The organism is Chloracidobacterium sp. (assembly GCA_016711345.1).
GTDB lineage: Bacteria > Acidobacteriota > Blastocatellia > Pyrinomonadales > Pyrinomonadaceae > OLB17.
This window is the reverse complement of sequence record JADJTD010000001.1, coordinates 3,907,375-3,919,713: the sequence shown is the minus strand read 5'-3', so window position 1 is coordinate 3,919,713 and position 12,339 is coordinate 3,907,375. Positions and strand designations below refer to the sequence as shown.

Annotated in this window: 11 protein-coding genes; 9 read left to right on the top strand and 2 right to left on the bottom strand. The window is 48.6% G+C overall.

Annotated features, from left to right (window positions below):
* Positions 1-198: 198 nt before the first annotated feature.
* Both IPL32_16610 and IPL32_16605 read left to right on the top strand, forming a co-directional pair.
* The gene (locus IPL32_16610; protein MBK8467440.1) at positions 199-945 is read left to right on the top strand and encodes a PspA/IM30 family protein; all 747 of its coding nucleotides are present in this window, start codon (positions 199-201) and stop codon (positions 943-945) included.
* Positions 946-995: 50 nt separating this feature from the next.
* Positions 996-1,844, top strand: coding sequence for a hypothetical protein (locus tag IPL32_16605; protein MBK8467439.1), 849 nt, complete (start codon positions 996-998; stop codon positions 1,842-1,844).
* Positions 1,845-1,962: 118 nt separating this feature from the next.
* Here IPL32_16605 and IPL32_16600 read toward each other — a convergent pair whose 3' ends face one another.
* Complete coding sequence (locus IPL32_16600; protein MBK8467438.1) at positions 1,963-3,183, bottom strand: PilT/PilU family type 4a pilus ATPase; 1,221 nt, start codon at positions 3,181-3,183, stop codon at positions 1,963-1,965.
* A gap of 208 nt (positions 3,184-3,391) precedes the next feature.
* Here IPL32_16600 and IPL32_16595 point away from each other — a divergent pair, with 208 nt between their 5' ends.
* From IPL32_16595 to IPL32_16585, 3 genes are all read left to right on the top strand, one after another.
* Positions 3,392-4,411 (top strand): hypothetical protein, encoded by a 1,020-nt coding sequence (locus tag IPL32_16595; GenBank protein MBK8467437.1) that lies wholly within the window; start codon positions 3,392-3,394, stop codon positions 4,409-4,411.
* Between the two features lie 207 nt (positions 4,412-4,618).
* Complete coding sequence (locus tag IPL32_16590) at positions 4,619-5,245, top strand: hypothetical protein (protein ID MBK8467436.1); 627 nt, start codon at positions 4,619-4,621, stop codon at positions 5,243-5,245.
* Between the two features lie 169 nt (positions 5,246-5,414).
* Entirely contained in the window at positions 5,415-6,452 is a 1,038-nt protein-coding gene (locus IPL32_16585; GenBank protein ID MBK8467435.1) for a hypothetical protein, read from the top strand.
* Between the two features lie 52 nt (positions 6,453-6,504).
* Here IPL32_16585 and IPL32_16580 read toward each other — a convergent pair whose 3' ends face one another.
* Positions 6,505-7,029: a DinB family protein gene (locus tag IPL32_16580; GenBank protein MBK8467434.1), complete on the bottom strand. Its 525-nt coding sequence runs from the start codon at positions 7,027-7,029 to the stop codon at positions 6,505-6,507.
* A gap of 48 nt (positions 7,030-7,077) precedes the next feature.
* On the opposite strand from IPL32_16580, the gene der reads away from it, so the two are divergent.
* From der to tgt, 4 genes are all read left to right on the top strand, one after another.
* A complete protein-coding gene (gene der / locus IPL32_16575; GenBank protein MBK8467433.1) occupies positions 7,078-8,430 on the top strand; it encodes a ribosome biogenesis GTPase Der in 1,353 nt (450 codons plus the stop codon).
* A 14-nt stretch (positions 8,431-8,444) separates the two neighbouring features.
* On the top strand, positions 8,445-9,536 hold the full coding sequence (locus tag IPL32_16570; protein MBK8467432.1) for a hypothetical protein: 1,092 nt from the start codon (positions 8,445-8,447) through the stop codon (positions 9,534-9,536).
* Between the two features lie 62 nt (positions 9,537-9,598).
* On the top strand, positions 9,599-11,068 hold the full coding sequence (locus IPL32_16565) for a redoxin domain-containing protein (protein ID MBK8467431.1): 1,470 nt from the start codon (positions 9,599-9,601) through the stop codon (positions 11,066-11,068).
* Between the two features lie 65 nt (positions 11,069-11,133).
* Positions 11,134-12,306, top strand: a complete 1,173-nt coding sequence (tgt, locus tag IPL32_16560; protein ID MBK8467430.1) for a tRNA guanosine(34) transglycosylase Tgt — start codon at positions 11,134-11,136, stop codon at positions 12,304-12,306.
* Positions 12,307-12,339 lie beyond the last annotated feature (33 nt).

Below are 12,339 nucleotides of genomic sequence, written 5' to 3'. Positions count from 1 at the left end.
CCGGCTTGTGCATCCCAGGTGCGGCAAGCATGACACCGCAAGTTTCACATCGCATTTCGGGCGAAATACCTGTTATACTGATTCGGAATTTGCAACTTTGCCTTTTTGTATTCGTAAGGAAAGTGGCGATTGGGTTGATTTAACACAATTGTATAGGAGCAGATAGATAAAATGGGACTGTGGGCCAGATTTAAAAGAGTGTTTTTTGCTAGTACGGGCGCTGCGCTTGATAAGATCGAAAATCCGGAACTTGTGCTTCAGCAGACGATCCGCGATATGCGCGACCGCGTGCCGGAACTGAATAATTCGGTTGCTCAGGTAATGGCGACGGAGCGGCTTTTGCTGAAACAGAAGGAAAATCTTTCGACTCAGGTCGTTGATCTTGATTCGAAGATCAAAGCCTCGGTCAAAATGGGCCGCGATGACATCGCGACGGCTTATATCGGCCAGCTTCAACAGGCACAGCAAGACCTTGAACGCACAGGAGCCCAAGCGGAGCAGGCTCAATTGTCTTCAAAGCAAGCTCTAAAGGCGCGTGACAACTACGTCCTCAACATGAAAAAACGCACCGCCGAAGCGATCCAGCTTATAAGCGCCGCCAAACAGGCCAAGTTGCAGGAACAGCTCGCTCAGACGATGGAGGCTTTCAACATCGGCGACGATGCATCTACTTTCAACGAAATGCGTGAAAAGATCGACCGCCGTGTTGCAGCCGCAGAGGCAAAACTTCAGCTTGGTGCTGCGTCGGTTGACACTCAGATGCAGGACATCGAGAGGGAAGCTATGGATATTCAGATGCAGGACAAACTGCTCGAATACAAACAGCAAATGGGATTGTTAGGTTCTGGTACGCCTTCGAGTGGTAAGCAGATCGAAGCCGGTAATGTTAACGATGCAGATATCCTTGATATCGAACCGGCGAATGAGAAAAGCCATTCCAACTAGGAGAACAGGAACGAACGCACGAAGGGCGGATTGCATCTAGTTAGTTTGATATGGCGGATCTAGCAAAATACCGGCAGGACATCGACAGGTTTAACACGAGCTATGCCAAGGCGGCAATAAAGGAACCCGTCAATTTTTGGGGCCTCGCCGGATTTCTTGTCGCTGCTGCTTATACAGGCAGTGTAATTCCCCTGCTTATCGCGCTCGTGTTTGAAGCCGTTTATCTCGTCGTTGTGCCTATGCTTCCTGCATACCGTGAAATGGTCAACCGCCGCGAAAAAGAGCGGGCACTCGCCGCTCATAACGCCGGCCGCGAAAAATTGATCAAATCATTTACGCCGCGTGAACGCGAGGCGGTCGAATACCTTCGCTGGGTTGCCACCAAGATACAGGACGATTACAAACAATTTGCCGGCGCGAGGGAAATTCCATCCAACTTAAAAGGCCTCGATCAGCGTTGGGAAGATTTCGTCGACCTGCTCGACGTCTATCGCCGCCGAAAACAGCATCTCAAATCGATAAACCGCACCGCTGTTCACAACCAACTCTCGCAAGCTTTTCGCGCGATGGAATCGGCAACCGATGAAAAAACAAAACGAATTCAACAAACAAACGTCGAGATATTAAAACGACGTGTCGCATCGTTTGACGAGATCGAACGCAGTGTGAAACTTGTCGAAGGTCAACTGCAATCCATAGAAAACTTCTTCGAATACCTAAAAGGCGAGATCGTCACGATCTCAACGCCCGAAAAATTCTCGCTCCTGGATTTTGAGCAGTTGTCTGACTCCATCGCGATGACAAAACAAATGCTTGACGCCACCGCGGACGAAGTCGGAACCCTCGACAGCTTCAATCGGGAAATGGGCAATTACGAACTTTTGCCCGGGACGAAATAGGATTGGTTTCGGCGCAAAGTTGCAAAGACGCAAAGTTTATAACAAAGAAAAACTGTGAATTAGTTTCCGTAGCTTTTCCTTTGCGTCTTGGCGACTTTGCGTTAGGGAATCTTAGAAGTTATGGTTCAAAGCCCTCGATTTGAACTGCATTGGCTGGAGGCCGTGGAGGCACGGCCGACGGGGCTGGTTCTGCTTTAGTAGGCTTCTCACTTAGATCATTTATCATCAACGCCAGGTTGTTTGCGTTTGATGCGTATGCCAGAGCGATCTCACGTGTGATAGTGCCGTTCCTAAGCATTTTCTCAAGCTCGAGATCAAACGTCTGCATACCTTCGATCGCGCCGTCAATCATGGCGTCGGTGATTGAGCGGCCTTCTTTTTCACCTTTCTCGATGTATTCGCGTGTTCGCGAATTTGACACAAGTATCTCGATGGCTGCAGCACGTCCGCCGCCGACTTTTGGCATTAATCGCTGCGAGATTATTCGTCGAAACGATTGCGAGAGACGCGTTCGTATCGCAGCTTCCTCAGCTTTTGGAAATACCCCGATGATTCGGTCAATCGTCTTCGCGGCGTCGATGGTGTGAAGTGTTGACAATACAAGGTGGCCTGTTTCGGCAGCTTCCATTGCGACTTCTATGGTCTCGCGATCACGCATTTCGCCGACTAGGATTACTTTTGGGGCTTGCCGAAGCGCTGCCCTAAGGGCAAGAGCAAAATCAGGCGTATCGGAGTGAAGCTCTCTTTGATGGATAGTCGAGAGTTTGTGTTCGTGTATAAACTCGATCGGATCTTCAATAGTGACGACATGATATTTTTTTGTCGCATTTATAAGATCGATCACGGCTGCAAGCGTCGTCGATTTTCCTGAACCAGTTGGCCCGGTAACGAGAACAAGTCCGTTTTTAAGCTCGGCCGCATTCATTACAGCGGCAGGCAGATTCAGGTCCTGCCAATTCGGCGGTGTGGTTGGGATAACACGCATTACGATCGCGACGCTGCCTCTCTGACGGAAAATATTTACGCGAAAGCGTCCAAGCCCCGCTACGCCGTATGAGATATCCGCAGAGCCTTTCTTGTCGAGCGTCTCTAAGCCTTGCTCGTTTCCAGCCAGCATCACATCGGCCATTGTCTTGATCTGCGAAGGTGTGAGGGCTTCGAGGCCAGGAATCGGAACGCCTTGAAGGTCGCCGGTAAGCTCTATTTGCGGCGGCCGTCTCGGTGAGAAAATAAGGTCGCTTACCTTACTGTCAACTGAAAGCATTCGTTGAAGAATGTTATGAAACGCCTGTACCGCTTTGTCGTTTTGCGGCGCAGATGTGATTTGTGAGGCTTCCATCGTGATTTTAATGTTTTGTTAACCTGAAAAAGCGTGTAGAGAATTCGGTAAGGGCGTCACGAGAACTGTGACAACAACAGGATACTACATTTTGATCGTCTGGAGCAATTAAATCGGACGGCTTGCCCCACCACTGGTATTGGATTAAAATCTACGATTTCAGCAAAAGCTGAAATTTTAAATATCAGATATCAAATATAATAACTTTATGAAAAGAGTAGGAATATTAGTGGGACGCGAGGTAACGTTTCCCGAATCAATAATCAACAGCATCAACGAAAAAGGCAAAGGCAAAGTCGTTGCAGAAATGGTCAATATTGGCGGCATCACGCTCGATGAAACAAAGCGTTACGACGTCATCATCGACCGCATTTCACACGAAGTGCCGTATTATCGTGCTGCCCTAAAGCGTTTTGCTCTCGAAGGCACTTACATCATCAATAACCCGTTCTGGTGGTCGGCGGACGACAAATTCTTCAACTTCGCCTTGGCAACAAAGCTCGGCGTTGCGATACCGAAGACAGTTCTACTGCCCCAGCACAGCTACATCAAGGACATCACGCCAGAATCGCTTCGTAATCTTGAATTTCCGATCGATTGGCAGTCTGTGATCGATCATGTAGGCTTTCCCGCGTTCCTCAAACCGTTCGATGGTGGCGGATGGAAGAATGTGTCGAAGATCAACGATCTCGAAGAGCTTTTCAACGAATACAACCAATCCGGCACTCTTTGCATGACGCTGCAGGAGGGAATTGAGTACGATCAATTCGTCCGCTGTTACTGCGTAGGAAAGGAAAAAGTGCTCATAATGCCGTACGATCCGTCAAAGCCTTACCTGTCGGGAATGCAGTATGTTAATGTCGATGATTATCTCGAACCCAAACTGCACGCGCGTGTTGAGAAAGATGTGAAAACGATCTGCACCGCCCTCGGCTACGACCTCAATACGGTTGAGTTTGCTATCAAGGATGGCATTCCGTACGCGATCGATTTCATGAACCCGGCGCCCGACGCTGAGCTTGCTTCGGTAGGCGAAGCCAATCATCGCTGGATAGTCGATAACATGACCGACTTCATCCTAAAGAAGCTGAAAGATGGTTGGGAAACTCCTGAGTATCGCTGGTCAGCAATGCTCAATCCTGCCGAAAAAGCACCTGCGATAAATGCGACTGCTGACAAAGCTCCGGCGAAAAAAGCCGCGGCGAAAGCTAAGGCTAAAAAAGCTTAAACGTAGCCACGAAAGGTACACAAAAAGAGACACGAACGAGACCTAAACCTCGTTCGTGTTTTTTCATATTTAACGGCTGGAAATCCACGTCATATCTAGAAAGTTACGCTATATCTGGAAAATTCGTATTTCAATTACAGTCGCGATTTGCTAGCGTGATACGGGATCGATTGAATGGACGCAAAGAATAGTTTTAGGATGAAAAGGATGATTTACAAGCAAGTTGCCATTGGTTTGACGTTATTTTTGTTATTTTCGGCGGTGAATGCGCAAAAGGCTGAGGTGAATGTGAGCCTTAATGAGGCCTTTTTTGATGCGCTGCTTGATTCTACATTTCAACATTTCGATCCGCCGGAGTTTCCTATAGTGGTAGAGAAAAGTTCTAAATGTAACGAATCGGTTAGAATTTTGCGCGAAATGGATGGTGTTCGCACGGCGGTACGGTTTCGCGAAGGCAAGATCTTTGTGCCGCTGGCTTTTTCCGGGAATTACGCTCCGCCGTTTGTAGGGTGTGTTGGCTTTGCGGGTTGGGCGGAGACGAATATCGATCTCGAATTTGACGAGGCAGGGCAAAGGCTCGTCGGGCGGGTTCGCGTATTGAACGTAAACCTTAACGGCACGGGCGGTGTTGGCGGAACGATGATCGCCAAATTGTTACAGGGCTCGATCGACAAAAAGCTGAACCCTATCGAGATAATTCGGCTCGACAAGCTTTCGTTTGGTGTGCCGGTTCAGAACGGCGGTAATCTGCGTATGAAGGCGGCGAGCGTTCGGCCTGAGATCGGCAGCGGAATGCTAAACATTCGCGTTATGTATGAATTTCTGAAAGGGTGATGTTAGTAACCGAAAAAGGCTGGCAACCCAACGATATAGTCCGTGTTTGTCGTCTAAATTACAGATTTTCCCCTAGTTAATGAGCAAAATTGTATGGAACGGTATTTGCGATACCTAATACCAGAGCCAGAAAGGCTGGCCCGATATGCAGTCATTAATGGGAGAAATTATGTTAAAAGAACGAACAAAACAATTAGCGTTATCATTGTTTGCGGCGGGCGTTATGACGCTTGGGATCAGCGGCGACGCTTTTGCCCAGCGTAATAATCGCGGCCAGGAGAAAAAGGCCGAGCAGCAGGCGGAAAAGGAAAAACAGCAACAGCAGCCTACAAAACAGCCGCCGGTCGTTTCTCCGCAGCAAGCTGAGCGTCGGCAGGCTCAGGAGCAGCGCCAGCAACAAGTAAAGCAGGCGCAGGATCAGCGTCAGCAGCAGGTAAGGCAGGCGAATGATCAACGCAGGATCCAGCAGGAACAGCAGAAGCAGCAGCAGGTTTGGCAGCAAACTCAGCGGCAGGAGCAGACGCGAAAAGCTAATGAACAGCGTCTAATCCAGCAGCAATCGGACCGCCGCACGACTCGTCCGCCTTTAATTCAAAGCCAGGCGCAGGGTGATTTTAATCAGCCTAAACAGCGAATTAATCGTCAGCAGCAGCAACAGTTACAGCGCGAGCGTTGGAACGATTACAACCGGCGTTGGAGCAACTGGCAGAACATCCAGCAGCAGCGCGACCGTCGTTTGCAGCAGGAAAGACGTAACGCGTATTTGCGTTATCAGCAGGCTTATTGGGAACGTATTAGACGCGACCAACTGCGTTTGCAGCAGGCGAGATATTACGATAATTACGTAAACAACTATCGATACTATCGCGGCGGCAATTACTACTACACGAGCCAGTACGGTGCTCAGATGCTTCGTGACGCGGTCAATAACGGCTACGAGCAAGGCTTCAATGCCGGACGGGCCGACCGGGCTGATAATTGGGGTTATAATTACCAGAATTCATACGGTTATCAAGACGCCTCTTATGGCTATGACAGCTACTATGTCAGCTACGACGAGTACAATCACTACTTCCGCGAAGGTTTCCAACGCGGTTACGAGGACGGATACTACAGCCGAAATCAGTACGGCAATTATTCGAATGGTAAGTATTCGATATTAAGCGCCATTGCAGGCACGATCCTCAATCTTGCACTTTCCAACTAAACTGAAGGACCCTTTGGGTTTTGCGGCCTCGTTTGAATGAACGAGGCCGTTTTTATTTGTTTAGGATCGAGAGATAAGATTTCCAAGGGCCGACATTGCTTTCATATTTGGCAGCCATGTATGTGACGATCTGGCGGATGTGGCCGAGGTCGTGGACTACCCATGTGGATAGAAGCTGTTCGAGAGTCACTTCGCCGAGGTCGGGATGTATGCCTTTTAGCGCAAGTTTTTCAGGAGTTAATTGCCAGCGGATGAGTTTCTCTATGCTCGCGTTGCGGGCATAACCGAATTCGGTAAGAAGATCGTTAAGCGGCTTTCCTTTCGACTTTTCAAACTGGGCAAGGCGATCAAACGGCTCAAATGTTCTGTTCTCACCCTGTGCCAAAATAACCTCGACTCGCGGGCTCCAGTCGGTTTCTTCGCAATGGATCAAGTGGCCGATAACGTCATATGGCGCCCAATTTTCTTTGTTGCTTTCGCTTTCTGTCCATTCAGGCGAAAGGCCTTCCAGCATTCGCAATAGTGTGTAAGGCGTCTGGCTTAATATTTCTACTGAACGGTCGAGGTCAAATTTCATAACATCGCCAATTATACATTCTGTTTGCTAGAATCAAGCACAACAGATATGAAGCAACCGCTCGTCGCGATCATCGGCCGGCCTAATGTCGGCAAATCTACATTGTTCAATCGATTGACAGGAAGCCGCAAGGCAATTGTCGGCGATGAGCCGGGAATTACGCGCGACCGGATGTTTGGCGAGGTTGAGTGGAAGGCGAAGACTTTTCGGCTGGTCGATACCGGCGGCATCGTGCCGGACGACGAGGCGATCATTCCGTCAAATATTTTCAAGCAGGCCTCACACGCAATTGACGAGTCGAAGGTGATAATTTGGGTGCTTGATTCTCGCGCGGGTGTGACGCCGCTTGATGAGGAATTGGGAGTTTTGCTTCGTAACACAGGCAAACCGATCATCATCGCTGCCAACAAAGTCGAATCGAGAACCGTTGAGAGCGAAGCTGGCGAGTTTTACCAATTCGGCTTTGAAATGTCGCCAGTTTCCGCCGAACACGGAACCGGTGTTGGCGATCTGCTCGATATGATCTTCGAGCATTTGGAATTTGAAGAAGAGGACGACGAGACAAAACCAACGGAGATCAAACTCGCGATCATCGGCCGTCCAAACGTTGGAAAATCTTCGCTGCTGAATAAATTGCTCGGCGAGGAGCGCGTGATCGTTTCACCGATTCCGGGAACGACCCGCGACGCGATCGATACTCATTTGACAGTTGATGGCAATAATTTTCTCATAATAGACACAGCCGGAATCCGCCGCAAGGGAAAGACGTTCGAGATGTCAGAAAAGCTCTCGGTAATTATGGCCCGCAAGGCACTCGAACGAGCTGATGTGGCATTGCTAGTAATTGATGCTGTCGAAGGCGTGACAAATCTTGATGCAAACATCGCGGGTTATGCAGTCGATTCGGGTTGTTCAGTGATCATCGTCGTCAATAAATGGGATGCAAAGGAGGAGAAGGAAACTAACACAATTTATGAGTTCGAACACACCTTGCGTATGGCGATGAAGTTTCTCGACTGGGCTCCGATCGTAACGACTTCGGCACTGACCGGTCAACGAGTCACCAAAATACTGCCTTTGGTTGCCCAGGCACATGTGGCGCGAAATGAACGTGTTCAGACTTCGATGCTAAACCGCTTTTTCGAGGACGCGATCTCACAACCAAAAGGCGGCGGAGCACCATCACCGGGGAAAAGCAGTGTTTCGCGTCTGAAAGTACAATTCCTGACACAAGCTGGAATTCGACCGCCGCTGTTTATTTTGTTTACTTCGGGCGGGAGAGGAAAACTGCACTTTTCTTATCTGCGTTATATTGAAAATCAGCTTCGCGAAAAGTTTGGCTTTTTCGCAACACCGATAAAACTCGTCGAGCGTCATAAAGTGTCAAAACCTGCACGTTAAGATCTTGCATTTGTATGAACGTCATCGAATTGTTTTTGAAAAAAGCGTTGGTCTTTTCTGTGGTCGCGCTCTTTTGCCTTTCACTCACTGGAGTGAGCGCCCAAGTTCCAATTTCTTCGCCGCAGACGACGCCGGAGCCGGTGCTTGGATCGGATTTCAAACGCTGGATAGAGGTTGATATATTCAACTTTGTCACGCGTTACCGATACGCAAGGGCTGACAACAACGAGACGCTCAACGATCAAGCACAGTGGCAAGTTGCTTTTAAGACTAGGTTCAAATTTGACAGAGCAGGCCGCTATAGCGTGAACGCTGGGGTTTTTACAGGTTCTAACTTTATTTCAAACTGGAACAACCTCGGCCCTGGAACCGGCAAACTGCAGTCCAATGTTTACGTCAAGCAGCTCTATTTTGATGCGAAACTGACAAAGAAGATCGAGGTGCAGATCGGCGGCATCACAATCAATAGCGGCGAGAATTCCGAGGCGACAACATATGACAACGACGGTTTTATCACCGGAGCAAGAATTGTCATTCGGGCTCCGAAATCGCTTTATTTTGATGAGATCTCCGCGACCAACGCCTATCTTGGCGATCTAATACGCCCAAGCATTTTTGGTAGGCTCCACCGGCTCAATGAGTCGAATTATCGTCAAATTCTTGTTCGCAAGCAGGCGACGAAGCGGATTGGGTTTTCGGCTGATTACACTTTTGTCTTAGGCACCGACACGCTCCGCGAGGCAGTGCGGATAAAACCGAAACATTTTTTCCTTAACACGCTCCTTTTCGATGCATATCAACGCGTTTCTACGCCGAAAGGCTATGGTTTCGATATTTTCGGTGAGAAGGTCATTAACAAACATTTGATGGTAAACGGAGGATTCGCGCGAATTGATAGATGGTTTACGCTAAACGGCGATAGGTTTCTGCCGGGCAAACGGCTATACACGAGCCTGGTATTTAAACTGCGTAACGATCTCACGCTTTCACCAGTATTATTTCACGCGGTCGGTGCTCTTCGGACACCGCTTAGCCAGCGGACCCGTTTTGACTTCATCCTGACTTGGAATGTCCTCGAAACTCTGCACCGACATCACGTTCTTTAGCGTTTTGCACGTATATTGGAAAAAACTGATATCGTACGATAAAATGATTTGAGTTATTCGTAATGGAAGTATTTTTACTTATTTTAAGGCTTGCGCTCGCAGGAATTTTTGGCCTTGCGGGTGTTGCGAAATTCCTCGACCTCGCTGGCTCGGAAAAGGCCTTCAAGGAATTTGGCGTGCCTGCGGCGATCGCGAAACCTTCGTCCATTGCTCTGTCAGTTTTTGAGATCGCGATCGCAGTTTTGTTTTTGTTCACGACGACTTCGTGGGTCGCGGCGGTGTGTGCGTTGTTCTTGCTCGTGTTGTTTATCGGCCAGATGATCTATCAGATGGCCAAGGGCAATGCTCCTGATTGCCATTGTTTCGGCCAGATACATAGCGAACCGGTTGGTAAAATTAGCGTGATTCGCAACATGGTCTTTGCTATCCCGACGGCGTTTTTAGTTATTCGTGGAATCGGTGCGCAGGGAATGAGTTTAGCTGATCCAAGTCTGGATGTTATGCAGCTGGTTTTCGGAATTGCGAGCGTCGCCTTTTTTGTGACCGTATTGTTCCATCTTAAACATATCTCTGAGCAGCAGAGGCAGATCATGCGTCGGCTGGAGATCATTGAACTTGTCGCTCAGGAAGGCGGCTCAGTCACTCGAGACGAAGCTGGATTGCCAAATGAAGGGCTGCCTATCGGTGCGATATTTCCTGATTTTCAACTGCCTGATCTGAGTGGAGGCGTCGTCGCGCTTGATGACCTTAAGGCAGAACGTAAACCGATTTTATTCTTATTCGTCAGCCCAACATGTAATCCGTGCAAGGCACTCCTGCCGGAGTTCGAACAATGGCAGTCTGATTTGAATGAGGTAATGAAGATCGTGTTCTTGAGTAACGGTTCGGCGGAAGAAAATGCAGGGAAATTTGCGGGCTCAGCCAGGAAGTTGATCCTTCTGCAAAATGAACGCGAAGTTGCCGATGCTGTTAAAGCTCAATGGACACCGACTGCTATTCTTTTGGACGCAAATGGAAGAATTGCCAGCCACGTCGCGGCTGGTGACGGCGCGATTCGCGAGCTTGTTGAAAATATAAAGCAAAATTCGAAAGAAAAGATCACGTATTTTACAAATCACAACGGGCATTCACACGGCAGTAAGTTGGGTGAGACGATCCCTCAATTCTCGCTTGCTGATATTCACGGCAATCAGATAAGTTCTGATTCGTTTAGGGGGCGAGAGACGCTAGTGACATTTTGGAGCCTAACGTGTCCGTTTTGTCGTGAGATGATCGCGGAACTTCGTGATTGGGATGTTGCAAAAGGCGAAAACGATCCGGCACTTGTGGTGTTTTCCGAGGGAAATATTGACGAACACAAAGATTTTGGCCTCAAGTCGCCGATCATTCTGGAGGAAGGATTCGCTACAGCCGAAAAGTTTGGGATGTACGGAACGCCGTCCGCAGTTCTTGTAAATGAGCAAGGCACGATCATCTCTGAAACTGCTGGTGGTGCTTCGGGTATTTGGGCTCTTGTAGGAAAGAAAAAATAAACTTTCTAACGCAAAGTCGCAAAGATGTCCGTCTTTGCACTTTCGCGTCTGGTGTTAAATCCATTATGAAACCGATTGATTGGACAGTGACCGCCCGCGATGGCGAAGCACGAGCCGGTGTGCTTAGAACGAGACGCTCTGTTATTGAGACGCCTGTTTTTATGCCTGTTGGAACTCAAGGTGCTGTCAAGGGAATTCGTTTTGAATGGCTTGAGTCGGAAATGGATGCGCGGATCATTCTCGCCAATACATATCACCTTTTTTTGAGGCCCGGAGTTGATACTATTCGTCATTTTGGCGGCTTGCATAATTTTACTTCTTGGGAACGTTCATTCCTGACTGATTCTGGCGGCTTTCAGGTCTTTTCGCTGACAGACCTGCGCAAACTTACGGAAGAAGGTGTCGAATTTCGTTCCCATCTCGACGGAAGTAAACAATTCCTCTCACCCGAAGTTTCGATGGAGGTTCAAGCTGCACTTGGTTCGGATGTAGTGATGGTCTTTGACGAATGCCCGCCCGGAGATGCGGGATTTGAAGAAACGAGAAAGAGTTTGGAGATGACTGCAAGATGGGCCCATCGCTCCAAAGTTACATTTGATGAACTTCAATCTAGATCGGCTGTGTTAACGGGAACCTCTGATCTATCTGGCACGCAAGCTCTGTTTGGCATTATACAAGGGGCAGGCCATTTAGACCAGCGAAAAGAAAGTCTCGATCGGACGGTCGAGATCGGGTTTGACGGTTATGCGATCGGCGGCCTAAGTGTTGGCGAGGAAAAGAGCGTTATGTACGAGGTTCTTGATTACCTAGCGCCAAAGATGCCGCAAGACGCCCCGCGATATTTGATGGGCGTCGGAACGCCGGAAGATCTGATAGAAGCTGTGAATTGCGGCGTCGATATGTTCGATTGCGTTATCCCGACGCGTAATGGCCGTACCGGAAGCGCGTTTACATCGCGTGGGAAACTCAATATTCGCAACGCCAAATTTGCACTCAATTCAGGCCCGCTTGATCCAGACTGTTCGTGTTCCGTTTGTCGTCGATATTCACTTGGATACCTGCGGCATTTGTATCAGGCCAATGAAATGAATGCCTCGATAATGATCTCGCATCACAATGTTTCATTCTTCATGGAAACAATGCGGCAGGTGCGAGAAGCGATAAAAGTTGGCGAGTTTAAGGAGTTCAAAACTAAATTTATTGATAAATTATCCGAAAATGACGGTTCAGGTGGTTGATTAACGTCTTGTGACTGTATATCATTGAGTTTT

Excerpts from the sequence above, each read along its gene's own strand:
- IPL32_16595 (MBK8467437.1), top strand. The coding sequence starts at position 3,392 with ATGAAAAGAGTAGGAATATTAGTGGGACGCGAGGTAACGTTTCCCGAA.
- der (MBK8467433.1), top strand. The coding sequence starts at position 7,078 with ATGAAGCAACCGCTCGTCGCGATCATCGGCCGGCCTAATGTCGGCAAA.
- IPL32_16565 (MBK8467431.1), top strand. The coding sequence starts at position 9,599 with ATGGAAGTATTTTTACTTATTTTAAGGCTTGCGCTCGCAGGAATTTTT.
- IPL32_16605 (MBK8467439.1), top strand. The coding sequence starts at position 996 with ATGGCGGATCTAGCAAAATACCGGCAGGACATCGACAGGTTTAACACG.
- IPL32_16585 (MBK8467435.1), top strand. The coding sequence starts at position 5,415 with ATGTTAAAAGAACGAACAAAACAATTAGCGTTATCATTGTTTGCGGCG.
- tgt (MBK8467430.1), top strand. The coding sequence starts at position 11,134 with ATGAAACCGATTGATTGGACAGTGACCGCCCGCGATGGCGAAGCACGA.
- IPL32_16580 (MBK8467434.1), bottom strand. The coding sequence starts at position 7,029 with ATGAAATTTGACCTCGACCGTTCAGTAGAAATATTAAGCCAGACGCCT.
- IPL32_16590 (MBK8467436.1), top strand. The coding sequence starts at position 4,619 with ATGATTTACAAGCAAGTTGCCATTGGTTTGACGTTATTTTTGTTATTT.
- IPL32_16570 (MBK8467432.1), top strand. The coding sequence starts at position 8,445 with ATGAACGTCATCGAATTGTTTTTGAAAAAAGCGTTGGTCTTTTCTGTG.
- IPL32_16600 (MBK8467438.1), bottom strand. The coding sequence starts at position 3,183 with ATGGAAGCCTCACAAATCACATCTGCGCCGCAAAACGACAAAGCGGTA.